Annotated in this window: 18 protein-coding genes and 1 pseudogene; 9 read left to right on the plus strand and 10 right to left on the minus strand. The window is 74.3% G+C overall.

Annotated features, from left to right (window positions below; translation table 11 throughout):
- Positions 1-9 precede the first annotated feature (9 nt).
- The gene (locus K415_RS0103165; RefSeq protein WP_024285658.1) at positions 10-1,245 is read left to right on the plus strand and encodes a sugar MFS transporter; all 1,236 of its coding nucleotides are present in this window, start codon (positions 10-12) and stop codon (positions 1,243-1,245) included.
- Positions 1,246-1,308: 63 nt separating this feature from the next.
- Here K415_RS0103165 and K415_RS0103170 read toward each other — a convergent pair whose 3' ends face one another.
- The 4 genes from K415_RS0103170 to K415_RS0103185 all read right to left on the minus strand — a co-directional run bounded on the left by K415_RS0103170 (position 1,309) and on the right by K415_RS0103185 (position 6,437).
- Complete coding sequence (locus K415_RS0103170; RefSeq protein ID WP_024285659.1) at positions 1,309-2,649, minus strand: MFS transporter; 1,341 nt, start codon at positions 2,647-2,649, stop codon at positions 1,309-1,311.
- Positions 2,646-3,131 (minus strand): MarR family winged helix-turn-helix transcriptional regulator, encoded by a 486-nt coding sequence (locus tag K415_RS0103175; protein WP_024285660.1) that lies wholly within the window; start codon positions 3,129-3,131, stop codon positions 2,646-2,648. The genes K415_RS0103170 and K415_RS0103175 overlap by 4 nt, the downstream gene beginning before the upstream one ends.
- Before the next feature lie 67 nt (positions 3,132-3,198).
- A complete protein-coding gene (locus tag K415_RS0103180; protein ID WP_024285661.1) occupies positions 3,199-4,512 on the minus strand; it encodes a UDP-glucose/GDP-mannose dehydrogenase family protein in 1,314 nt (437 codons plus the stop codon).
- 428 nt (positions 4,513-4,940) lie between these two features.
- The gene (locus K415_RS0103185; RefSeq protein WP_024285662.1) at positions 4,941-6,437 is read right to left on the minus strand and encodes an NCS2 family permease; all 1,497 of its coding nucleotides are present in this window, start codon (positions 6,435-6,437) and stop codon (positions 4,941-4,943) included.
- Here K415_RS0103185 and K415_RS25080 point away from each other — a divergent pair.
- The gene (locus K415_RS25080; protein WP_081784851.1) at positions 6,436-7,173 is read left to right on the plus strand and encodes a VanZ family protein; all 738 of its coding nucleotides are present in this window, start codon (positions 6,436-6,438) and stop codon (positions 7,171-7,173) included. The genes K415_RS0103185 and K415_RS25080 overlap by 2 nt on opposite strands.
- Positions 7,174-7,197: 24 nt before the next feature.
- Here the strand turns inward: K415_RS25080 and K415_RS0103195 are convergent.
- The 5 genes and pseudogenes from K415_RS0103195 to K415_RS0103215 all read right to left on the minus strand — a co-directional run.
- Positions 7,198-8,421, minus strand: a pseudogene (locus K415_RS0103195) (MFS transporter); the annotation flags it as partial.
- A complete protein-coding gene (locus tag K415_RS0103200; RefSeq protein ID WP_024285665.1) occupies positions 8,418-11,618 on the minus strand; it encodes a sacsin N-terminal ATP-binding-like domain-containing protein in 3,201 nt (1,066 codons plus the stop codon). The gene K415_RS0103200 and the pseudogene K415_RS0103195, both read right to left, overlap by 4 nt.
- Positions 11,615-12,502, minus strand: a complete 888-nt coding sequence (locus K415_RS0103205; RefSeq protein ID WP_024285666.1) for a DUF3027 domain-containing protein — start codon at positions 12,500-12,502, stop codon at positions 11,615-11,617. Before K415_RS0103205 ends, K415_RS0103200 begins: the two co-directional genes overlap by 4 nt.
- Before the next feature lie 2 nt (positions 12,503-12,504).
- Entirely contained in the window at positions 12,505-12,888 is a 384-nt protein-coding gene (locus K415_RS0103210; protein WP_024285667.1) for a cold-shock protein, read from the minus strand.
- 136 nt (positions 12,889-13,024) lie between these two features.
- Entirely contained in the window at positions 13,025-13,366 is a 342-nt protein-coding gene (locus K415_RS0103215) for a hypothetical protein (RefSeq protein ID WP_024285668.1), read from the minus strand.
- 104 nt (positions 13,367-13,470) lie between these two features.
- Here K415_RS0103215 and K415_RS0103220 point away from each other — a divergent pair, with 104 nt between their 5' ends.
- From K415_RS0103220 to K415_RS0103230, 3 genes are all read left to right on the plus strand, one after another.
- On the plus strand, positions 13,471-14,073 hold the full coding sequence (locus tag K415_RS0103220) for a TetR/AcrR family transcriptional regulator (RefSeq protein WP_024285669.1): 603 nt from the start codon (positions 13,471-13,473) through the stop codon (positions 14,071-14,073).
- Positions 14,074-14,188: 115 nt separating this feature from the next.
- Positions 14,189-16,672, plus strand: coding sequence for a helicase-associated domain-containing protein (locus K415_RS0103225; RefSeq protein ID WP_029663051.1), 2,484 nt, complete (start codon positions 14,189-14,191; stop codon positions 16,670-16,672).
- A 45-nt stretch (positions 16,673-16,717) separates the two neighbouring features.
- Positions 16,718-18,361 (plus strand): DNA repair helicase XPB, encoded by a 1,644-nt coding sequence (locus tag K415_RS0103230; RefSeq protein ID WP_024285671.1) that lies wholly within the window; start codon positions 16,718-16,720, stop codon positions 18,359-18,361.
- Here K415_RS0103230 and K415_RS0103235 read toward each other — a convergent pair.
- The gene (locus tag K415_RS0103235; RefSeq protein ID WP_024285672.1) at positions 18,351-19,148 is read right to left on the minus strand and encodes a type 1 glutamine amidotransferase; all 798 of its coding nucleotides are present in this window, start codon (positions 19,146-19,148) and stop codon (positions 18,351-18,353) included. The two genes, K415_RS0103230 and K415_RS0103235, sit on opposite strands and share 11 nt — an antisense overlap.
- Before the next feature lie 132 nt (positions 19,149-19,280).
- Here K415_RS0103235 and K415_RS24980 point away from each other — a divergent pair, with 132 nt between their 5' ends.
- From K415_RS24980 to K415_RS0103255, 4 genes are all read left to right on the plus strand, one after another.
- A complete protein-coding gene (locus K415_RS24980; protein ID WP_029663053.1) occupies positions 19,281-21,326 on the plus strand; it encodes a TPM domain-containing protein in 2,046 nt (681 codons plus the stop codon).
- Between the two features lie 77 nt (positions 21,327-21,403).
- Positions 21,404-22,129, plus strand: a complete 726-nt coding sequence (locus K415_RS0103245; RefSeq protein ID WP_024285674.1) for a PspA/IM30 family protein — start codon at positions 21,404-21,406, stop codon at positions 22,127-22,129.
- A 135-nt stretch (positions 22,130-22,264) separates the two neighbouring features.
- The gene (locus K415_RS0103250) at positions 22,265-23,011 is read left to right on the plus strand and encodes a response regulator transcription factor (RefSeq protein ID WP_024285675.1); all 747 of its coding nucleotides are present in this window, start codon (positions 22,265-22,267) and stop codon (positions 23,009-23,011) included.
- Complete coding sequence (locus K415_RS0103255) at positions 23,008-24,543, plus strand: cell wall metabolism sensor histidine kinase WalK (RefSeq protein WP_024285676.1); 1,536 nt, start codon at positions 23,008-23,010, stop codon at positions 24,541-24,543. Before K415_RS0103250 ends, K415_RS0103255 begins: the two co-directional genes overlap by 4 nt.
- Positions 24,544-24,663 lie beyond the last annotated feature (120 nt).

Genomic DNA, 24,663 nt, shown 5'->3' on the forward strand with positions numbered 1-24,663 from the left:
GGCCCCGAGGTGAGCCGGACCCGTGACGATCTGCTGGTCCCACGGCTCGTGCGGGACCGGCTGACCCTGACGCTCTACGCGCCGTTCATCACCTGGGGCTGGTACCTCTACTGCTTCTCCCCCGCGGTTCCCCTGATCGCCGACGAGCAGGGCATCTCGCGCGGGCTGGCCGGGCTGCACGGCACCGCGATGGCGTGCGGCACGATCCTGTCCGGTCTGGTGAGCTCGCAGGTCGCCCAGCGCTTCGGCCGGCGGGCCATGTCGCTGACCGGGTCGGCCTTCCTGCTGACCGGGATCGCCCTCCTGCTGTCCGGCTCGAGCCTGCCCGAGACGCTCGCGAGCTGCTTCGTGATCGCCATCGGCGGCAACCTGACCATCTCGGCGGCCCAGCCCGCGCTCTCCCTCCACCATGGCCCGGCCGGGGCGGCCGCGGTCACCGAGGCGAACGCGATGGGAGCCGCCGTCGGGCTCCTCGCGCCGCTCGCGCTGGGCACGGCGGTGGGTCTCGGCTGGGGATGGCGCCCCGCCGTCGGCCTCACCGCCCTCCTGGCGGTCGTTGCCGCGCTGGCGATGGCCTCGCTCAGCGCGTCCGGTCCGCTGGGGCGGGGCATCGTCGACCGTTCGGCGACCGACGCAGCGGCCCAGGGCCGGGCGGGGCGGGGCTTCAGCACCGCGTTCTGGTTCTTCTGGGTCGCGCTCGTGTGCGGGGTGGGGATCGAGTTCTCCACGACCTTCTGGGCCTCGGACCTGCTGGCCCGACGGACCGACGCCCCCGGCTCCGTCGCGGCCGCATCGGTCTCCGCACTGGTGATCGGGATGTCCGTGTCCCGCTTCATCGTCGGTCCGCTCTCCCGGCGCAAGGCCCCGGAGAAGCTGCTGCTCGTCGGGTTCGCGGTGGCAGCGGCGGGCTGGCTGCTGTTCTGGGTCGCCACGTCGCCGACCCTCGCGATCGCCGGGCTGGTCCTGGCCGGGCTCGGCTACGGCACGCACTTCCCGCTGGCCATCTCCCTGGTCATGCGCGCGTCGGACGGCCGGCCCGACAAGGCCCAGAGTCGCTCCTCGCTCGGGATCGGTGGGGCGGTCGGGATCGCGCCGTTCCTGCTCGGCTCGCTCGCGGACGTCTTCGGCCCGCACACGGCGTTCCTGCTCGTCCCGCTGCTCATCGTCGTCGGCGCGACGGCCACCGGCCTTGGCCTCCGCACGGTTCGCCGCGTCCAGGCCACCGAGCGCACCCCGGCGGTCTGACCCGCCGACCGGCGCCCGAGCGGCAGCCCGGCGAGGCAGGGGCAGCCCGGCGAAGCGACCCGGTCAGGCTGCCGTCGCGGCGTCCGACGCCTGCTGGGCCTTGAGCGCATCCGCCGTCGCGACGCGCTCCTCGTCCTCGGCGGCCCGCCCCAGGTGACGCACCTGGAGGTGTGGACGCTGGACGAGGCTGTAGCGGACCTCGAGGTTCCAGTGCCGGTGCGCCCACGCCGCCGCGGCCGCGGCGACGAGCAGGGCGGAGATCGACCCGACGCCGATCGACCACCGGGCGCCGAACGTCTCGGCCACCCAGCCGATCAGGGGCGAGCCCACCGGCGTCGCGCCGAGGAACACGACGATGTAGAGGGACATCACCCGACCACGCATCACCGGGTCGACGGACATCTGGATGGTCGCGTTCGCGGCCGTCAGCAGGGTCAGCGACGCCAGCCCGACCGGGATCGTCGCCAGGGCGTAGCTCTCGTAGGTCGGCATCAGGGCCATCACGCCCGAGGCGATCCCGAAGGCGAACGCCGCGCCGATCACCAGCCGCACCCGTGGGCGTTCTCGACGGGCGGCGAGGAGCGCGCCGGCGAGCGAGCCGATCGCCAGGATCGAGCCGAGGATGCCGTACTCCTGCGGCCCCTTGTCGAACTCGGTCCGCGCCATCATCGCGCTGGTCAGCTGGAAGTTGAGGCCGAAGGTGCTGACCACACCGACCACCGCCATCACGACCAGGATGTCCGACCGGCGCCGCACGTAGGCGATACCCTCGCGGATCTGTCCCTTGCCGCGCACGGCGTACGGGACCGGCTGCAGCTCATGGGTGCGCATCCGGGTCAGGGCCAGGATGGTCGCGGAGAAGGTCACCGCGTTGATCGCGAAGACCCAGCCGATACCGACCCAGGCGATCAGCAGACCGGCCAGACCGGGGCCGATCATGCGTGCGGCGTTGAACGAGGCGCTGTTGAGGCCCACGGCGTTGGACAGCCGCTCGGCGGGGACCATGTCGGCGACGAAGGTCTGCCGGGCGGGGCCGTCGATCGCCGAGACGCAGCCCAGGAGCGTGGCGAAGACGTAGACGTGCCACAGCTCGACGTTGCCGCTCAGCACGAGCGCACCGAGGCCCGCGGCGAGCACCCCGAGCGCGACCTGGGTGCCGATCAGCAGCTTGCGGCGGTCCAGGCGGTCGGCCAGCAGACCGGCCCACGCGGAGAGGAAGATCGTGGGTGCGAACTGCAGCGCGGTCGTGATGCCGACCGCGACGCCGGAGTCCTTGGTGAGCACCGTCAGGACGAGCCAGTCCTGGGCCACGCGCTGCATCCAGGTGCCGACGTTGGCCACCAGGGCACCGCCGAACCACAGCCGGTAGTTGAAGTACCTCAGCGAGGCGAACGTCGGGCTCACTGCGATGCGATCCGTTCCAGCAGCACCGCTGCCCGGGCGAGCACCTCGCGCTCGGCCGGCTCGAGGCCCGCCAGGCGCTTGGCCAGCCACTCGTTGCGGCGGCGGCGGGTCTCGCGGACCTCGGCCAGCCCGGCCTCGGTGACCGAGACGATCACCTGGCGGCGGTCGGTCGGGTGCTCGTCACGGCGGACGAGCCCCGCCGTGGCCAGGACGTTGATCGTCCGGGTCATCGGCGGCGGCTGGACGTGCTGGTCCTCGGCGAGGGCCGTCGGCGTCATCGGGCCGCGGTTGGAGAGCGCCGCGAGCACGGCGTACTGGCCGTCGGTGATGCGCTCGCTGCTGCGCTCGAACCGCAGCCGGCGGGTCGCGCGCGTCAGGGCCACCCGCAGGTCGCCCGCGAGCGACGCCGGACGGCACGCCGCGGCGGAGGGGGACGCGGTGACGGAGGTGAGTGCAGCAGGGGCAACGGGACTGACGGCCATGTACCTATCCTAGGTCATTACCTCGGGTAAGTACCCGGCCCAGGAGGGTGACGTCGGACACGTCCCGTCAGGGGCGGCCCAGCGCACGGTAGTGCCACCCGGCTGCGCGCCAGGCCACGGGGTCCAGGACGTTGCGTCCGTCGACGATCCGCCGGCCCGCGACGATCTCGCCGAAGGCCACCGGGTCCAGCGCGCGGTACTCGGCCCACTCGGTGGCCAGGACGACGACGTCGGCCCCGGCGGCCGCCTCCTGCGCCGTCGCGGCGAAGGTCAGGCTGGGCCATGCCCGCTCGGCGTTGGCCAGGGCCTGCGGGTCGGTCACCACGACCCGGGCGCCCTGCAGACCCATCTGGGCCGCCACGCTCAGCGCGGGCGAGTCCCGGACGTCGTCGCTGTCCGGCTTGAAGGACGCACCGAGCACCGCGACCCGCCGTCCGACGATCGACCCGTCGCAGACCTCGCGGACCAGGTCGACGACCCGGACCCGGCGGCGCATGTTGATCGCGTCGACCTCGCGCAGGAACGACAGCGCCTGGTCGGCACCCAGCTCGCCTGCGCGGGCCATGAAGGCACGGATGTCCTTGGGCAGGCAGCCGCCGCCGAAGCCGAGCCCGGCGTTCAGGAACCGACGGCCGATGCGCACGTCGTGGCCGATGGCGTCGGCGAGCTGGGTCACGTCGGCACCGGTGGCCTCGCACAGCTCGGCCATGGCGTTGATGAAGGAGATCTTGGTGGCGAGGAACGAGTTGGCCGCGACCTTGACCAGCTGGGCGGTGGCGTAGTCCGTCACCACCTGGGGTGTCCCGTCGCTCAGCGGACCGGCGTACACCTCGTCGAGGACCTGCGTCGCGCGGGCGCCGGCCGGCCCGGGTGCGACGCCGTACACGATGCGGTCGGGGTGCAGCGTGTCCTGCACGGCGAAGCCCTCGCGCAGGAACTCGGGGTTCCACAGCACGGTGGCCTCGGGCTGCGCGGCCACGACCCGCTCGGCCAGCCGCTCGGCAGTGCCGACCGGGACGGTGGACTTGCCCACGACGACGTCACCGGCCGCCAGGTGGGGCAGCAGCGCCGTGACCGACGCGTCGACGTACCGGAGGTCTGCGGCGTTCTCCCCGCGCTTCTGCGGGGTGCCCACGCACACGAAGTGCACCCGGGCACCGGCGACCTCGGCGATGTCCGTCGTGAAGCGCAGGCGCCCGGTGGCCATCGCCTCGTCGAGCAGCTCCGGCAGGCCGGGCTCGTAGAACGGTGCCCTGCCGTCCGCGAGCAGCTCGACCTTGGCGGCGTCGACGTCCACGCCGATCACCTCGTGCCCCAGCTGGGCCATGCAGGCCGCGTGGACCGCCCCGAGGTAGCCACAGCCGATGACCGAGATGCGCACGTCGTCCTCCTGATTGCCGAGCGGTGCGCCCAAACTAGCCCACCGCGCCCGCGCAGGTCCCAGCGCTCCGGGTGGTCTCTGCGGGGCCGCCAGGCGGCGACGGACGGCCCCGCCCAGGTGCTCGCCGAGCCGACCTCCAGCCGTCCGCTCAAGTGCAGCCCTTGTGCGGAGTCTCAGTAGCGCCTGGTGTTACCCGGACTCCGCACAAGCCCAACTCCGGGGGGCGGGGGGGCGGGGGGCGGGGGGCGGGGGTTCCGGTTCGCCGACCACTCGGGGCGCCACCGTCACCGACCCGACACGATCAAGCTCCACCACGAACCGCTCACGACACCCAGAAACGACCACGGTCGCTGCACTTCCCCAGGAACGAGGTGGTGCAGCGACCGTGAGAACCCGCCGTGCTCGCGGGGCCGTCGGCGTGTGCCGGGTCAGATCCCGATCAGGTCCTTGATCGGGCCGAGGGTGAAGTAGACGACGAACAGGGCCGCGGCCAGCCACATCAGCGGGTGCACGGCCCTGACCTTGCCGAGCGCGAGCTTGATCACGACGAAGACGATGAAGCCGGCCCCGATGCCCACCGTGATCGAGTAGGTGAACGGCATCAGGACGATCGTCAGGAACGCCGGGATGGCGACCTCGTAGTTCTTCCAGTCGATCCCCGAGACCTGCATGACCATGAGGAAGCCGACGACGACGAGCGCCGGGGTGGCCGCCTCGAACGGCACCATGTCGACCAGCGGAGCCAGGAAGGTCGCGAGCAGGAACGCGACACCCGTGACCACCGACGCCAGGCCCGTGCGTGCGCCGTCGCCGACGCCCGCGGCGGACTCGATGTAGCTCGTGTTCGACGAGACGCTGCCCGCGCCACCGGCGGCCGCTGCGATCGAGTCGACGACCAGGATCTGCTTGGTCCGCGGCGGGTTGCCCTGCTCGTCGAGCAGACCGGCCTCACCGCCGACGGCGACCATCGTGCCCATCGTGTCGAAGAAGTCGGCGAGCATGATCGAGAAGACCAGGAGCGCGACGGCGATGAAGCCGATCTTCTCGATCGAGCCGAAGAGCGAGAACTGGCCGAGCAGCGAGAAGTCCGGGGCCTGGACGATGCCGCCGTCCGGCACGGCCGGGTTGTTCAGCTCCCACCCGGTTGCGTTGATCACGGCGCCGCTCGGGTCCTTCATCGGACCGACCTTGGCGATCGCCTCGATGACAACGGCCAAGACGGTCGCGGTTGCGATGGCGATGAGGATGCCACCGCGGACCTTGCGGACCATCAGGACGATCGCCAGGAGCAGGCCGACGACGAAGACGAGCAGCGGCCAGCCGGCCAGCGACCCGGCGACGCCCAGCTCGACCGGGGTCTTCTGCGCGAACGGGATCCGCACGAAGCCGGCGTCGAACAACCCGATGAACGCGATGAACAGGCCGATGCCGACCGAGATCGCCATCTTGAGCTCGACCGGGACGGCCTTGAAGACGGCCGTCCGGAAGCCGGTCAGGACCAGGACCAGGATGATCAGGCCCTCGAGCACGACGATGCCCATCGCGTCCGGCCAGGTCATGCCGGGCAGCGAGGCGATCGAGTAGGCGACGACGGCGTTGAGGCCGAGGCCCGCGGCGAGCGCCAGCGGGAAGTTGGCCACCACACCCATGAGGATCGACAGCAGGCCGGCGATCAGCGCGGTTGCCGCGGCGATGGCTGCCACGTTCGGCTCGGCGCCCCCACCGAGGAAGTTGCCCGTGCCGCCGTCGTCCTGGACGTACCCGAGGATGATCGGGTTGAGCACGATGATGTAGCTCATCGTGAAGAAGGTCACCAGACCGCCGCGGACCTCGGTCCCGATGGTCGAACCGCGCTCGGTGATCTTGAAATAGGAGTCGACGCGTCCAACGGGGCGCGTCGACGTGGGGGTGGAGGTCTGCGTCATGGCGCCAAGAGTGGCAGAAAGTCGCGCCACGCGTGAGAGCGTTCTCGAACGCGATCCGACCAGGGGCCTGCGGACCCTGCGGATCGCCCTGGCGGTCTACCTGCTCCTCGTCCTGCGGGTCACCCAGTGGCCCCGGCTGGCGGATCCCGGTGACCTCGACTGGCTCACCGGCCTGCTCGCCCGGCTGCACACGATCGGACTGCCCACGGCGATCGACCTGACCGTCGTCGAGGCCGTGGCCAACGTCGTGATGTTCGTCCCGTTCGGCATCCTGGTACCGCTCGCGATGCGCCGGCCGGCGTGGACGGCGGTGCCGCTCGGTGCGGCGTTCTCCACCGCGATCGAGCTCTCCCAGCTCGCGTTCTTCCCCGAGCGCGTCCCCACACCGCAGGACGTCCTGATGAACACCCTCGGGGCCGTCGTCGGCGCCGTCGCCCTGGTGGCTGCCCGGCGCCGGGGCGTCGCTAGGGTGGGCGCCATGGAGCACGAGCGACGTCCGAGCCTGCTGAGCCCGAGCCGGCTACGACCGCTCGAGCTCGACCTGCGTAGGGTCTTCTGGCTCGGGATCGCCCTGTGGGCCGTCGCGCTCGTCGTGACGACGGCCCTGGCCGTCGCGACGGTCGTCAGCTGGCGGGCCGTGGCGATCAGCGCCACCGGCCTGGTCCTCGGCTTCCTCGCCCTGGTCTGGGAGCGACGGCACCAGGCGCGGTCGCACCAGCTGCTCGGACACCCCTGACGCCAGGGCTCGACGGCGCGACGTCCGGTTCGCGTGCACCGAGAACCGGGGCGTCCAGCGGCCCAGCGCCGCCGCGGCCGCGAGGCTGACCCCGCCCATCGCGGCGATCCCGGCTGCCAGCGACCCGAGGGCTGCACCCCCGGCGACGATCAGCGGCCCGCCCGCGCTGCCGCCGTCCTGCAGCAGGCGCCAGATGCCGAGGAACCGCGACCGGGTCGCCGGCGGCGCGACGTCCGACCCGAGAGTCATCAGGATGCCCGAGCCCATGCCGTTGCCGAGGCCGAGCAGCATCGCCACGAGGGTCAGGGAGCCGAAGCCGTCGGTCAGCGGCAGCAGGACGAAGGCCACCGCCACCACGAGCATCGACGGGATGCCGATCCACAGCCTGCCGAACCTGTCCATGACCTTGCCGGCCGGGTAGAACAGCAGCATGTCCACGGCCCCGGACAGGCCGAAGACGATGCTCGTGGTGGCGGGCGCGAGCCCGAGGTGCTCCGACCACAGCGGCAGGACGGTCTGGCGGCTGCCCCGGGCGGCGCCGACCAGGACCACGGCGATGCCGAGGGTTGCGAAGACGTGGCGGTGGTCCTGCAGCACCCGCCAGGTCGAGACGCGTGTGACAGGTGCCCGGCCGCCCGCGACGTCGGGCACGACGGCGACCACGACGGCGGCGGCGACCGACGTGCCGACCGCCAGCCAGTAGGGCGCGCGCAGGTCGGTCAGGTGGATCAGCCCGGCACCGGCGAACGGGCCGATGAAGGTGCCGATCCGCTGGACGCCGGCGAGCGTCGACAGCGCCCGGGCCCGACGGAGCACGGGCGTCACCTCGGTGAGGTACGAGTGCCGCGCCAGGGTGAACACCGCGTTCGTCGCACCGAGCGCGAGCATGCAGACGCCGAGCGCGACCACGTCCTGCGCGAGGGCCGCCCCGGCGAGGGCGAGCACGGACAGCGCCGCCGCGACGAGCATCGCCCGTCGGTCGCCGATCCGCGCCGCCAGAGCCCCCGCCGGCATGTCGCCGACGATCTGCCCGACGGCCAGCAGGGCGATCATCAGGCCGGCCGTCGCGAGGGAGGCGCCGAGGGCCGTCGCGCTCAGGGCGACCACGGGCAGGACGGCGCCGATCCCGATCTCGAAGACCAGGGCCGGCAGGTAGACCGCGAGCGCCGCCGTGCGGGCCGCGCCGGGACGACGCGAGGCCTGCTGGGGGTCGCCGCCCGTGCCGACCGACCGGCCGGCCCGGCTCACGGCTCTTCCTGGCCGGCCAGGTCCAGGAGCACCGCAGGGGCCGACGCCGGGTCGGTGAGCAGCCGCTCGATGCTCGCGGCATGCCAGGCGCCGAGCACGTGCGCCAGGCCGCGCACCAGACCGTCCGTCGTGGCGGCGTGCACGGTCGGCGACCCGCCGGGGACCTCCGGCTCGACGACCCACCAGTCGACCGGCTCGCCGTCGACCAGCAGGTCCTCGTGCTCGACCCACGTCGCAGGTGCCGCCGGGAAGACCGCACCGATCACCTCGGGTGTCGGCACCACGTTGCCGACCGACGTCACGGCACCGGCCTCCCGCTCGGCGGCGAGGTCGGCGTCGAGCGCCTCGGCCATGGCCGAGGCGGCGGACGGCGGTACGACGACGAACGGGCCGGCCCGCAGGTGCTGGGCCCACATCGGCGTCGCGACGGCCACCTCGTCCGCCGGCACGACGACGGCCTTCGGGCGGCCGTGGCCGTCGTCGACCAGGGCCGGCAGCACGCTGACCCGTTCGAGGTCGATCGCGAAGCCCGGGTCGCGCACCGCGCGGCGGGCCAGGCCGCGCCAGATCTCGACAGCCAGTGCCAGGTCGACCGGCTCGGCGACGACGGGCAGCGCATCGAGCACGTCGGCCCAGCCGGCCTCGTCGAGGTCCGCGGTGTCGGCGACGCCCCCGAGCACACCCAGCACCTCGGCGTCGAGCCCGGCGACGACGGCCGGTGCCTCACCGAGCAGGGCGGCGACGGCCCGCTGACCGGGTCCGCGAGTCGCGCCGGGGCCGGCTGCGGCGTCGGGCAGGGCGAACGGCCGGTCGAGGCCCAGCCCACCGCGCCGACGCAGCCACCACGCGGTGTAGGACGGGGCGGTGCCGCCGTCCGGCAGGCGCACCGGTGCGATCAGGGCACGGCGGGCCTCGCCCGCGACCAGCGCGTGCAGCACCGCGGGCCACGCCTCGTCGCGGACCGCGTCGAGGTCGGCGACCGCGTGGAGCTCGGTGGCCGTCGCGACGTCGGGTCCGAGCAGGTCGAGGTACTCGTCCCAGCCGTCCAGCGCGTCGGACAGCAGCCCGTCGTCCTCGCTGCGCGCTGCGGACTCGTCGTCCCCGGCGTGCACGCTGACGACAGTCAGACCGCTGCGCACCCCGACGACCTCGAGGGCCGCGCCCCAGCGCTCGACCCGGCTCGCATCGAGCGGGGGCAGCACCTCCGGGTCGAACCACTGCGCGGCCGGTGAGCCCGGGAGCACCAGCCCGCTCGCCGGGACCAGCTCGCCGTCCGCCGCGGGCAGCAGCACCTCGCCGAACCACGGCTCCCGATCGGGGGTCACGCCGGCCCGGAGCACGGCGCTGATGAGCCCGAGCACGACCAGCGCGGTCGGGTCGGTCCGGCGCGAGCCGCCCTCGCCGTCCCGGCGGACCGCGAGGTCGTCGCCCTCGACCAGGGTCTCGACGTCGGCCACGTCGTCCTCGACGTCGCCGCCCAGGACGCGCTCACGCAGCACCGGGTGACGCAGCAGGGCCGCGGCGTCGGCCCTGGTCGCGCCGAGGCGTTCGAGCAGCGGGTGCGCCGCACGGGGCTCGACCACGCGCAGCCCCCAGCGGTTGAGCGAGCGGACGGCAGCCGGGTCGACACCCTCGTCGAGCAGGACCAGTCCGCGTGCGCCGCGGACCGTACGACCGTCGGCCAGCAGCACCGGGAGCGTGGCCAGCTGTTCGAGCGTGCTGCTGTCGGCGGCCGCGAAGGCGTCGTACAGCGCGATCAGCCGGTCCGGTTCGGTGGTCGGCAGCGCGTCGACGACGTCGCCCAGCTCGGTGGTAGCGAGGTCGAGCAGACGGACGAGGTGCCGATGGTGCGAGCCGATCTCGACCAGGCCGGGGAGCCACGCCCCGAGCACCCGCAGGACGGCAGGGTCGCGGCCTGCAGGCCCGTCGAGCACGACGACCTCGCCGGCGCTCAGCGCGGGTCCGCCGTCCACCGGGCTGAACACGGGCACCCGGCGGGACGCCTCGACGACCACCTCACGCAGCGCGGAGTCGAGCGCACCGGCCGGAAGGCCGCCGACGATGAGGTCGAGCGGGTGCGGCGCGGTGCCGTGACCGGTACGGTCCGGCGCCCCGCGATCGCGCTCCTGCTCGTCCCGGCACGCCGAGAGGAGCTCGGCCCAGACCTCGCCGGCCCGCGCGACGAGCACGTCCGTGAGCGGTCCGGGAGCGACGTGACGTCGCGACGGGTCGAGCGGGAACGTGGCCACGAGGAGCGCGGGGACCGTGCACGGCTCGTCGGTCGGCGTCGGCGCGTGCACGACCGCCGCGTGCTCGGCCGTCGTCCCGCGACGGGGCACCGCCCAGGTCACCTGCCAGCCGGTCCGGTCCCGCTCCTCGACCGGCCGGTCGGCCAGCAGTCGCGGGTCGAGGTTCCCGCTGCGGTTCGCGACGACCCACCGCTCGGTGACGTCCCGGACCTCACGGAACCGGCCGTCGACGTCGACCTCGACCGCCGCGAGACCGGGCAGCGCGAGCAGCAGGGCGTCGCCGACGGCCTCGAGCTGGGAGCGCACCTGCTCGACGGCCGGAAGGTCGCGCAACGTCAGGACGACAGCGGTGTCCCAGGCGCCGGTCACGAGGTCGACCGGCCCGTCGACCGCGAACGGCAGGCGCAGCGCGGGCAGTGAGCCGTGCCGCCGGTCGACCTCGGCGGTCAGGTCGGGCGGCACGTCCCGGGCCAGCAGCTCCGCGGTGCGCTCGAGCGAGAAGTGCACGGCACCCGAGGTCGAGGCGACGACGACCTCGTCGGCGACCGACCGCACGGCTGCGAAGCCGACCCCGAACCGGCCGACCGTCGGGGCCGCCGCCACGTGGCCCTCCGGCGCCGGGCCGACCGCACTGCGCTTGGCCGATGCGCGCAGCGAGGCCAGGGATGCGACACCAGCCGCGTCGAGCACCGCCCCGGTGTTGGCTGCGACGAGCGTGCCGCCCGACCCGGTCGTCGTCAGCCGGAGCAGGAGACGGCCGGGCACCCCGGCCCGCACCGCAGCATCGGCCGCGTTCTGGGCGAGCTCGACGACCACCCGGTCGCGGTAGTACCCGCGGCCGTGGTCCTCCTCCGCGTTGGCGTCCTCACGGAACCGGGCGGGGTGGGCGACCCATGCCGCCAGGACCGCGGCACGCAGGCCCGCGGTACCGAACGGGTCGGGGCTCACGCGTCGTCGGCGACCGGCCCGGGCTCCGGGGCGTCGTCGGCCTCGGTGGCCAGCTCGGGCTGCTCCACCTGGGCGGCCTCCGCCTCGCTCACCAGCCCGGGCTGTTCCGCCTGGGCGGCCTCCGCCTCGGTGTCCAGCAGCCGGACCAGCTCGAGGTCCATCTCGTCGACCACCGGCGCCGGGTCCGGCCAGTCGCTCGGCGCCTCGGCGAGATCGGTCTGGGAGTGTGCGCCGCAGCCGTGGTCCATGCTCACGACGCGCCCGTCGTCCGGCGACCACTCGTTGGCACAGACGCCGAACTCGGTGCGCAGCGATCCGGCCATCAGGAGCAGGAAGCCACACGTCGAGCACGGCGCGCTGGCAGCGACAGCCGTCGGCGCCGTGGGCCCGTGCGAGCCGGCGTACCAGCGTGTCGCGGCGTCCGAGCGTCCCTGCCAGGACAGCACGCGCTCGCGGCCGAGCCCGAGCTCGAAGATGACCATCTCGTCGACGTCGGCATCGCCGGCGGCCTCGTAGCCCTGCTCGAGCCGGTCGTCGTCCGCCAGGTACGGCAGGACGTCGCCGGGCCCGAGGTCACCGGGCCGCAGTCGCTCGGACCACGGGACCCACGCGGGGGCGAGGATCGCGTCGTCCCCGGGCAGGAGGTCGACCTCGCAGACCGTCGCGACCCGGCCGCGCGGGACGCGGGCCAGGGTGACTGTCCAGTGCCAGCCGCGGTAGCCGGCTGCCGTCGAGGCGAACCGGTGCGCGACGAGCCGCTCGCCCGCCATGACCGCTCCGAGGTACTCGCCGACCAGATCGGCCCCCTCGGCGACCGCCTGAGCGGCGGCGCGCGCAAGGTCGACCGCACCGGACAGCACGGCGTCCTTCGTCGCGGTGGCCATCGTCACTCCTCGAGGTCGTCGGCCACGGCGCGGAGCATGGTGGCGATCTGCGTCGCCTTGCCCTTCTCCGGGTACCGCCCGCGACGCATGCTGTTGCCCACGTTGTCGAGCAGCTTGATCAGGTCCTCGACGATGACCACCATGTCGTCGACCGGCTTGCGCTGGGCCTTGGCGACCGAGGGCGGCGGGTCGAGCAGCTTGACCGACAGCGCCTGGGGGCCGCGACGACCGTCAGCCACACCGAAGTCGACCTTGGTGCCGGGCTTCGGGGCCGCGGCGCCGGCCGGCAGGGCGGAGGCATGCAGGAACACCTCATCGCCCTCGTCGCTCGCGATGAAGCCGAAGCCGCGCTCGGCGTCGAACCACTTGACCTTGCCGGTGGGCACTGGAACCCCTGATGGGTCGTCGGGACGTCGGACAGTGCCCAGGCTACCGGCCAGCAGGGGCGCCGTCGTCGCGATTGACCGTCGCCCGGCACTCAGCGGTTCGCCGCGAGCGGCTCCGGCCGGCCGGTCTCCATGGTCACCAGAAGACGGCGATGACCACGTTGAGGATGGTCAGACCACCGATGGCGCCCCACTCACCGGTGCTGATCGAGCGCGCCCTGCGCTTGCGCCAGACCAGCACGCCGATCACGAGCAGGACGACGAGCTTGACGCCGATCTTGGCGTTGTCGACCTCCTCGCCGAGCGACTGGTTGGCGCCGACCAGCACGAGGCCGGTGACCAGCTGCGTGAGCGCACCGTGCAGCATCGCGGGGTCCACCCGCTTGTGCGACGCCTTGGCCTGGACGAGGAAGGAGCCGATGAGGCTCGCCAGCCCGATGAAGTGCAGGACGAGTGCGACGTTCTTGACGATCTCCACGAGGTCTCCTGGGATGCGATGGGGAAGGGTCTTGCCGACAGTCCTGTCGAGACCCTAGCAACGCCTCGTCGGTTCCGGGCACCGTGCGCGATGATGGGTCGACCATGCCGAAGATCACCGAGCCGACGATCGCGGAGCACCGCGCCAAGCAGCGCGCCGTGATCCTGCGAGCAGCCGAGGAGATCGCACTCGAGCGCGGTGGTGCCGCGGTGACGGTGACCGCCGTCGCGGCGCGGAGCGGACTCGCCCGACCGTCCGTCTACGCGTACTTCGCCTCGGCCGACGAGATGCTGGTCACGCTGGTGCTCGAGGGCTTCGACCGGTGGCGCGCTGCGCTGAGCCACGCGACCGGCGACGCCGCAGCGCCGCAGGACCTCGTCCGCGCATACTTCGCCGCAGCCGCCGGCAGCGCCGCAGCCGGCAACCATCGCCTGGCTGCGGCCCTCACCGGGGTGGAGCTGCCGGCCGACGTCCAGGCATCGCTGCTCACCGGCCACCGCGAGAGCGCCGCACCGCTCGCCGCGGCGATCCGTGACCTCGGCGCCGGCGGCCCCGGCACCGAGCCCGACGAGGCCGTGCTCGCCCTCCTGATGAGCCTGGTCAGCCACTGCATCGCCCGCGTCGAGGCGGGCCACGCCCCCGGGCCCGAGGCCCGGCTCGCCGCCGAGCTCGCCATCGGTGGCCTCGAACGGCTCGCCCGAGCCTGACCAGCCGCGTCGCGCGCCGGCCGCATCGCACGCACCGGCCCCGCAGGCGGGCGCCGAGCGTCGGATCGTGCTGCGGCGGGACCCGCGGCACCGGGCCCCGCGTATCGTTGTCCGGATGGCCCCGTTCACGCAGCACCTCAGGGCACGCGGCGAGGCAGGCCTGATCGCGCTCCTTGCAGCGCGCCCCGACCTGGCCGCTCCCCCGCCCTCGTCGGTCCGGACGCTCGCGGCACGGGCAGCGAACCGGGCGAGCCTCGACCGCGCGCTCGCCGGCGTCGACGCGCAGGTGCTCGCCGTCCTCGAGGCCGTGCTGGCCCTCGACCCGACCGGCCACCCGGCTGCCGCCCGCGGCGTCACCGTCGACCGCGTCGCCCGTGCCGTCGGTCTGGACGTCGCGCAGGTCCTGGGCTCGGTGCGCACCGCGCACGACCTGGCTCTGGTGTGGACCGACGAGCCGCTGGGCGCCGAGATCCTGGCCTCCTCGCCGACCGACCCGGCCGCGCTCCCGGAGCTCGCGCTGCATCCGACGCCGGGTCTCGCGGACGTCCTGGGCCCCTATCCGGCGGGCCTCGGCCCGACGCTCGCCGCCTCCCTCGCCCGGCGCTCGACCGACGCGATCGCCCGGCTCGCCGCCGAGGTCGCGCTGCCCGCACCGGACGGCCCGGCCCCGGACGACGCGACGGATCTGGACCGGCTCGCGGCACACCTCGCCGAGCCGACGGTCGTGGCGGCCCTGCTCGACGCCGGGCCTCCCGGCGCCCGGGCGGTCCTCGACGCGCTTGCCTGGGGCCCGCCGGTCGGACGGTCACCGGCCGGCGTCGCCGGTTCCGAGACACCGGCCCGCACCGCCGTCGAGTGGTTGCTGCGCCACGGGCTGCTCGCCATCGGGGATCCGCAGCACGTCGTCCTGCCCCGTGAGGTCGCGCTCGCCCTGCGCGGCGGCCGGACGCACGCCCGGCCGCCGGTGGCACCGGCACCCGACGGCACAGCTGTCCAGCCGAGCACCGTCGATGCCGAGTCGGCCCAGCACGCGCAGGAAGCGGTGCGTCTGGCCCGCGAGGTCCTGGTCCGGTGGGGACAGGAGCAGCCGCCCGTCCTGCGGTCCGGCGGGCTCGGCTCCCGGGAGCTGCGTCGCCTCGCGGGCCAGCTCGACGTCACCGACGAGACGGCAGCCCTCGCGGTCGAGCTCGCCGGCGCGGCGGGACTGCTCGCCGACGACGGTGGGGACCCGCCGTCGTTCGCGCCGACCCTCGACACCGACGACTGGCTCCGACTGCCGCTGCCCGGCCGCTGGCACGCGCTGGCCGAGGCATGGCTGACGACCGAACGGGCCGCGTGGCTGGTCGGCTCACGCGACGACCGGGGCAGTCTGCGGGCGGCCCTCGACCCGGAGTCGCGCAGGCCCTGGGCGCCGCGGCTGCGGACGGCGGCACTCACGGTGCTGGCGGACGCCGGGACACCGGCCGCGCCGACGGCCCTCGACCCCGCGCAGGTGCACGAGGTGCTCTGCTGGCGCACCCCGCGCGCCGCCCCGCCGCTGCCGGCGGTGCAGGCGGTGCTCCGCGAGGCCGGCGTCCTCGGCCTGGTGGGCGCAGGCGCGATCAGCAGTGCGGGACGCGCGCTGGTCGCCGGCGCAGCCGACGCGGCCGACGTGCTCGCGCGCGCCCTGCCGGTCGCCGTCGACGAGGTCCTGCTGCAGGGCGACCTGACCGGGATCGTGCCGGGACGGCCGTCGCCCGAGCTCGCCGAGCTGCTCGAGCAGGCAGCGGACGTCGAGTCCCGCGGGGCCGGCCTGACCGTGCGCTTCACCGAGTCCAGCATCCGCGCGGCCCTCGACTCGGGCCGGTCGGCAGAGGACCTGCTGTCGGCACTCTCCCGGCACGCCCGCTCCGGGGTGCCCCAGCCGCTGGAGTACCTCGTCCTCGACGCGGCGCGACGGCACGGTCACGTCCGGGTGGGCATCGCGTCGTCCTACCTGCGCGCCGACGACCCGACCCTGCTCGCCGGGCTCGTCGAGGACAAGGCCCTGCGCAGCCTCGGCCTGCTGCGCCTCGCACCCACGGTGATCGCGGCCCAGGCGAGCCCCGCCACCCTGCTCGCCGCGCTGCGCGAGCGCGGCCTCGCGCCGGTGACCGAGGACGCCGCCGGCCGGCTCGTGCTCACCGAGGCGGCGCCGCGGCGGGTCCGCGGGCCCCGGTCGCGCCGGACCGGCTCGACGCCGGGCAGCGCGGCCAGCGCAGCGGCAGCGACGCTCGCCGACCAGGCGATGGAGCGCAGGCTGCGACGCGTGGTCAAGGACCTGTTCGGTGCCGACCGTCGTGAGCTGGCCATCCTGCCCGGCACCGAGCCGGACGCCGTGCGCGACGTCGTCGACCCGGAGGGAACACCTGACCCGGTCCTGTCGTTGGCCCTGCTGCGGCAGGCAGCGGCCGAGGGGCGTGAGGTGTGGCTCGAGCTCGTCGGGCCCGAGGGGATCACCCAGCGTCGCCGGGTGCGTCCGTTGCGGGTCGACGCGGGCCGGGTGCGCGCGGTCGACGCCGAGCGCGAGGCGGAGCTGACCGTCGCCGTGCACCGCATCGCCAACGTCACCCCGGTCTGACCGACCGGTCCGCTCGACGCATCACCGCAGGACGACAGGAGATCGATGACCGACGGCCCGCTGATCGTGCAGTCCGACAAGACGCTGCTGCTCGAGATCGACCACGACGCAGCCACGGCGTGCCGACGCGCGATCGCCCCGTTCGCCGAGCTGGAGCGCGCACCCGAGCACGTGCACACCTACCGGCTCACCCCGCTGGGCCTGTGGAACGCGCGTGCCGCGGGGCACGACGCCGAGCAGGTGATCGCGGTGCTGCTCGAGTACTCGCGCTACCCGGTGCCGCACTCGCTGCTCGTGGACGTCGCGGAGACGATGGCCCGCTACGGGCGTCTGCAGCTGCTCAGCCACCCGGTGCACGGCCTGGTCCTGCACTCCCTGGACCGCGCGGTGCTCGAGGAGGTGCTGCGCTCGCGGCGCACCGCCGGCCTGCTGGGCGCGCGGATCGACACCGACGACGTCGTGGTGCACCCGAGCGAGCGCGGTCACCTCAAGCAGGTGCTGCTCAAGCTCGGCTGGCCGGTCGAGGACCTCGCCGGCTACGTCGACGGCGAGGCGCACGCGATGGCCCTCGTCGAGGACGGCTGGTCCCTGCGGCCCTACCAGGAGCAGGCCATCGACGGCTTCTGGCACGGCGGTTCGGGCGTCGTCGTGCTGCCCTGCGGCGCCGGCAAGACGCTCGTCGGGGCCGGCGCGATGGCCCGGTCCCAGACCACGACCTTGATCCTGGTGACCAACACCGTCTCGGCCCGCCAGTGGCGCGACGAGCTGATCAAGCGCACCACCCTGACCGCTGACGAGATCGGCGAGTACTCCGGCGCCCGCAAGGAGGTCCGGCCGGTGACCATCGCCACCTACCAGGTCCTGACCACCCGCCGGAAGGGCGTCTACACGCACCTCGAGCTGCTGGACGCCCGCGACTGGGGTCTGGTCCTGTACGACGAGGTGCACCTGCTGCCCGCGCCGATCTTCCGGATGACCGCGGACCTCCAGGCCCGACGGCGGCTCGGCCTGACCGCGACCCTCGTGCGTGAGGACGGGCGCGAGGACGAGGTCTTCTCGCTCATCGGACCCAAGCGGTTCGACGCGCCCTGGAAGGACATCGAGGCGCAGGGCTACATCGCACCGGCCGACTGCGTCGAGGTCCGCCTGACCCTGCCCGACCGCGAGCGGCTCGCCTACGCCACCGCCGAGCCGGAGGACAAGTACCGCCTCGCGGCGAGCGCGACCGGCAAGAACCTGGTCGTCGAACAGCTCGTCGCCAACCACCCGGACGACCAGGTGCTGGTGATCGGGCAGTACATCGACCAGCTCACCGAGCTGGCCGAGCACCTCGGGGCACCCCTGATCACCGGCGCGACGACGGTGCGCGAGCGCGAGCGGCTGTTCGCCGCCTTCCGGACCGGCGAGGTCAGCAGGCTCGTCGTGAGCAAGGTCGCCAACTTCTCGGTCGACCTGCCGGAGGCCGCGGTCGCCATCCAGGTCAGCGGCTCGTTCGGCTCACGCCAGGAGGAGGCGCAGCGGCTCGGCCGGATCATGCGCCCGAAGGCCGACGGCCGGACGGCGCACTTCTACGCCGTCGTCGCGCGGGACACCGTCGACCAGGACTTCGCCGCCCACCGGCAGCGGTTCCTCGCCGAGCAGGGCTACGCGTACCGGATCGTCGACGCCGAGGACCTCGTCACCGGCTGAGGGCGGGCTCCGGGTCGGCCAGCGGCAGACCGTCGGCCCGACGCTGCGCGATCTCGACGAAGCGCGCGGCGATGGCGCGGCCGCCGGCCTCGACCTGAGCGGCGCGGGCGGCGAACTCCGCGACCATCACGGCGGTGTCGACGTCGTCGTGCAGGTCCGCCCACGCGGCGAACGTCTCCGGCGAGGCCTCCGGGTGGAACTGCAGCCCCCAGGCCGCGTCGCCGACCCGGAACGCCTGGTAGGGGTAGAGCCGCGACGAGGCGAGCCACACGGCCCCGCGGGGAAGGTCGACGACCGCGTCGGCGTGCATCGTCGGCATGGCGAGCAGCACGCCACCGGCCAGGGGGTGGTCGGCGGGCACGTCGGCGGCGAGCCGGCCCAGCAGCGGGTCGCGTGCGGCGTCCGGCCGGGGGTGGACGTCGATGATGCCCGCCTCGCGGCCGGGAGGGGCGTCGACCTGGACGCGGCCACCGGTGGCGACGGCGAGCAGCTGTGCGCCGAGGCACAGGGCGAGCGTCGGCCGGCCGGTGCGCGCCGCATCGGCCAGGAGGTGGCGGGTGGCCGGGAGCCACGGCGACGCGTCGTCGTCGTAGGCGTTGCCCTGCCCGCCGAGGACGATGAGGCCGTCGCCGACCGCTGCGGCGTCGGCGGGGATCGGGTCGCCCGCCCAGGCGCGCACGACGCGGAGGGTCACGGGTGCTGCGTCGTCGCCCCGGGGTTCGGTGAGCCAGGTGGCGAACCGGTCCAGTGGACACGACGGCATGTGCTCGATGACGGTGAGGATCACCGGGAAAGTGTAGATGGGAGCGCGTCCAGCGCCAAAGCCCCTGGACAGCGCCCTTCCGGCGGCCGGCGGACCGAGATCATCATGACCCGCCGGTGCATTGCGGCCCGGTGCCCGGTGGTCAAGGATCGGGGTGTGACCCTCGCCCTGCGTCGCTGTGCCGCGCTCGCCCTGACCATCGGTTGTGCCGCCCCGCTCGCGGTCCTGGCCGCCGGACCCGCGGCGGCCGAGCCACCGATCGACGTCGCCGGTGACATCACGGACACCGCGCAGGTGCTCGGCGGGCGGACGGCCGAGGTCACGGCAGCGCTCGACCAGCTCGCAGCCGACACGCGCTACCAGCTCTTCGTGGTCTTCGTCGACACCTTCGACGGTGCCGACGGGCTCGACTGGGCGAACGACACGGCGGAGCGCTCGGGGCTCGGCGTCAACGACCTGCTCCTCGCCGTCGCCGTCGAGGACCGGCGCTACGGCGTCTCGGTCGACAACGCGGTCCCGCTGACGGACGACCAGCTGTCCGCCGTCGCCTACGACCGGATCGAGCCGAAGCTGGGCGAGAGCGACTGGGCCGGCGCGGCCGTCGCCGCCGCCGAGGGCTACCGGGACGCGGCCGGCGGCGGCTCGGGCACCGGATCCGGATCCGGTTCCGGCAGCTTCCCGTGGATCCCGTTGCTCGCGGTGGGCGGCATCCTGCTGCTGATCGTCGTCATCGTCCGGTCCCGCCGTGCTGTCGCCCCGGCCGGCGCCCGCGGACCCGACGGACGACCGGTCCAGGGCCTCGCGGCCCTGCCGACCGAGGAGCTCAACCGGCGGGCGAGCCAGGCCCTCGTCGCGATCGACGACGCGATCAAGACGTCCGAGCAGGAGCTGGGCTTCGCCGAGGCGCAGTTCGGCCTCGAGGCGACGCGGACCTTCGGCCAGGTGCTGACCGAGAGCCGGGCGCGGACCGCACGGGCGTTCACGCTGCGTCAGCAGCTCGACGACTCGGTGCCGGAGACCGAGCCCCAGCGCCGCGGGATGCTGCTCGAGGTCCTCGCCCTGTGCGAGCAGGTCGACACCGCCCTCGACGCCCAGGCCGAGGAGTTCGACCGCCTGCGCGACCTCCAGGCGCGAGCCCCTCAGGTGCTGCAGGAGACCGACCAGCGCGCCGTCGAGGTGCAGGGCCGGGTGCCGGCTGCCCGCGCCACGCTCGACCAGCTCGCCACCACCTACCCGGCCGCCTCGCTCGCGTCGGTCAGCGGGAACGTCGACCAGGCGACGGCCCTGCTGGCCCACGCCCGGGCGAGCGTCGCCCAGGGCACCGCGGTCGTCGAGACCGACCGCGGTGCGGCCGTCGCCCTCGCCCGTGCGGCGGAGGATGCCGTCGCGCAGTCCGTCACGCTCCTGGCCGCCGTGGACCGGGCGGGCGAGGACCTCGCGGCAGCCGGAACGCGGATCGACGCCGCCCTGGCGTCCCTCGGCGCGGACGTGGCCGACGCCGCCCGGCTCGCCCCGCAGGACGCCGCGGTGACCGCCGCAGCCGCCGTCGCGTCGCAGGCGATCACCTCGGCGCAGGCCGAGCGCAGCACCGGCGACCCGCTCGCCGCGCTGCGCCGGCTCACCGAGGCCGAGGCGGCACTCGACGCGGCGCTCGCCCCTGCGCGCGACCAGGCTGAACAGCTCGCCCGCGCCCGTGGGCACCTCAGCCAGCTGCTCGGCCGCCTCGGCTCGCAGATCCGCGCGGTCTCCGAGTTCATCGAGACCCGGCGTGGGGCGGTCGGCGCGGAGGCCAGGACGCGCCTGGCCGAGGCTGCGCGACTGGCTCAGCACGCCGAGCAGACCGGCGGCACCGACCCGGTCGCGGCCCTGGCCGCCGCCCAGCAGGCCGAACAGCTCGCCGGCCAGGCCCAGCAGCTCGCGGAGGCCGACGTCGCCCGGTGGCAGCAGCAGCAGGGCGGCGGGTTCGGCGGCGGGTCGGGCGGCGGCTCCGGCGGCGGCAACACCGGGGCGCTGATCCTCGGCGGCATCCTGCTCGACCAGATCCTCGGCGGCGGGGGCGGGTTCGGCGGGCGTTCGTCCGGCGGGCGCTCCGGCGGCTTCGGTGGCGGCTCCTTCGGCGGGCGCTCGTCCGGCGGGCGCTCGGCCGGGAGCTTCGGCGGCGGCGGCTCCCGAGGGCGCCGCGGAGGAGGCGGCCGCTTCTGAACGACCACATCGACCGATCGGCACGGACCACGGGACCACGGGACCACGAAGGCTCCACCTCACGGAAGGCATGTCGCATGGCTGAGAAGCAGACCATCCTGGGCCGTATCGCCCAGCTCACCAGGGCCAACATCAACGCACTGATCGACCGGGCGGAAGACCCCGAGAAGCTGCTCGACCAGATGGTGCGGGACTTCACGAACTCGATCGCCGAGGCGGAGGACGCCGTCGCGCTGACCATCGGCAACCTGCGGCTGGCCGAGGCCGACCACGCCGAGGACGTCGCAGCGGCCGCCGACTGGGGTCGCAAGGCCGCCGCAGCGTCGGCCAAGGCCGACGAGCTGCGGGCGGGCGGCAACGTCGCCGACGCCGACAAGTTCGACAACCTCGCCAAGATCGCGCTGTCGAAGCAGATCGCCTTCGAGGGCGAGGCCCGCTCGGCCGAGCCGATGATCGCCTCGCAGACCGATGTGGTCGGCAAGCTCAAGACGGGCCTGGTCCAGATGAAGGACAAGCTCGAGCAGCTGCGCTCCAAGCGCGACCAGCTCGTCGCCCGGTCGAAGTCGGCCGACGCGCAGTCCCAGGTCCAGGAGGCCATCTCCTCGATCAACGTGCTCGACCCGACGAGCGAGGTCTCACGCTTCGAGGAGAAGGTCCGCCGCGAGGAGGCCCGCGTGGCAGGGCAGGCCGAGGTCGCGGCATCGTCCCTCGACGCCCAGTTCGAGGACCTCGAGGCGGAGTCCGGCGCCGCCGAGATCGACGCGCGCCTGGCTGCTCTCAAGGCCGGCGGCCCCGCCGTCTGACCGCCACCCTCCGGCCCGTGCGGGCGGGGAGACCGGGGCTCCGGCCCGTGAGCCCCGGTCGCACGGGCCGGAGCACGCCGTGGGCGTCCAGGGTTCTCCCAGCGGACTCTCAGGATCGCGGCGCACACTGGTCGTATGACCGCAGACCCCGCCTCGGAGGCTCGGCTGGTCGTCGTCGACGACGAGCCGACGATCCGCGAGCTCCTGACCACGTCGCTCCGCTTCGCCGGCTTCGAGGTCCATGCCGCAGCCGACGGCCTGTCCGCGCTCGCCCTGATCAAGGACACCGCGCCGGACCTCGTGGTGCTCGACGTCATGCTCCCCGACCTCGACGGTTTCGAGGTGACCCGGCGGATGCGCGAGCGCGGCCAGCACGTCCCGGTCCTGTTCCTGACCGCGCGGGACGACACCGCGGACAAGGTCGCCGGCCTGACGGTCGGCGGGGACGACTACGTGACCAAGCCCTTCAGCCTCGAGGAGGTGGTCGCCCGGATCCGTGCCGTGCTCCGCCGCACCAGGACGACGGCGGCCGGCCAGGACGACGGGAGCATCCTGCGCTACGCCGACCTCGAGCTCGACGAGGACTCGCACGACGTCCGCCGGGCAGGGCGCCCGATCGAGCTGTCCCCCACCGAGTTCGCCCTGCTGCGCTACCTCATGCTCAATGCCGGCCGGGTGCTGTCGAAGGCACAGATCCTCGACCACGTGTGGCAGTACGACTGGGGCGGCGACGGCAGCATCGTCGAGTCCTACATCTCCTACCTGCGCCGCAAGGTCGACCGACCCGACGGCGTGGGATCCGAGACGCCCCCGCTCCGGCCGCTCATCCACACCAAGCGCGGGGTCGGCTACATGCTGCGCCTCCCGCCGGGCGTGTCATGACCGCGACACCACCCGAGACGGCGGCGGCACCGAACCCGGTGGCGGAGCCGAGCCCGGCCGCGGCACCGCGCCCGGCGGCGGGGCCCGGACCGTGGGGCCGTCTCCCGCTGCGCACCCAGCTCACGGCGGTCTTCGCGCTCCTGCTGGTCCTCGGGCTCACCCTGACCGGTGTGACCGCCCTGACCCTGCTGCGCCAGTCGCTCGTCGACCAGCTCGACGCGCAGCTCGCATCGGCGGCACCCCTGCTCGTGCGCCAGGCGTCCGGCGGGCTGCCGCAGCCCGAGGCGTCCGGCGAGGGACTGCCCAGCGACTACTACGTCGTCTTCTCCGACCGGACCGGTGCGACGGTCCGCTGGGGGACGGACGCGGACGACGACGCCCAGGTGCCCACCATGACCGTCGACGAGGTCGTGGCCCTCGACGGTGCGGCCTTCAGCGTGCCGTCGACCTCCGGCGGCGGTCGATGGCGCGTGCTCGCGCTGCCGCTCGCCGCCGAGGGCGGCAGCCTGGTCGGCTCGGTCGCCGTGGCCCTGCCGATGACCTCCGCGGACGCGACGCTCGACCAGATGCGCACGGTCCTGCTGGCCATCGGCATCGCCGTCGTCACGCTCGGGGCCGCAGCCGGCTCGTGGGGGGTCCGGCGAGCGCTGCGCCCGCTGCGTCAGATCGAGGACACCGCAGCGGCGATCGCCGACGGGGACCTGAGCCGACGCGTACCCGACGCCCCCGCCTCGACCGAGGTCGGCCGGCTCGCCGTCGCGCTCAACGGGATGCTCACCCAGATCGAGCGCGCGTTCGCCGTCCGGACCGCCTCCGAGCAGCGGATGCGGCGCTTCGTCGCCGACGCCAGCCATGAGCTGCGCACGCCGCTCGCCACGATCCGCGGGTACGGCGAGCTGTACCGGATGGGCGCGCTGACCACCACCGACGAGGTCAGCCGGACCATGCGCCGGATGGAGGACTCCGCCACCCGGATGGGCGTGCTCGTCGAGGACCTGCTGCACCTCGCGCGCCTCGACGAGGCTCGGCCGCAGCGCGACGAGCCGGTGGACCTGGCGGTGCTGGCCGGGGACGCGGCCGGCGATCTGCGGGCCCTCGACCCGACGCGCCCGGTCCGCCTCGAGCCGCTCACGGCGGGGGGCACGACGGCCGGCGCCGTGACGTCCGGCGACGAGAACCGGCTGCGCCAGGTGCTCGGGAACCTCATCGGCAACGTCACGCAGCACACGCCGGCCGGGACACCGGTCGAGATCGCCGTCGGCCGCCTGCACCCCGAGGGCACCGGCGTCGTCCTGGAGGTCCGGGACCACGGCCCGGGGATCGCGGCCGAGCACCGGGGGCGCATCTTCGAGCGCTTCTACCGGGTCGACGCCGCGCGAGGCCGGGACTCCGGCGGGGCCGGCCTCGGCATGGCGATCGTCGACGCCATCGTCGCGGCCCATGACGGCTCGGTCGAGATCTCCGAGACCCCCGGGGGCGGGGCGACTGTCCGGCTCGTGCTGCCGGCCGTGCGGCAGCCGGCGGAGGGGTGACCGGCGGATGCGTGACCACGCCCGACGCGGGTGCCGGACCACCTGCCGGGACGGCACCGCGCTCCGGCAGCCGGAGCCCGAAACCGGGGCTACGATGGCCAGTCGTTGTCCCCCGACACG

This window comes from Cellulomonas sp. KRMCY2 (assembly GCF_000526515.1).
GTDB lineage: Bacteria > Actinomycetota > Actinomycetes > Actinomycetales > Cellulomonadaceae > Actinotalea.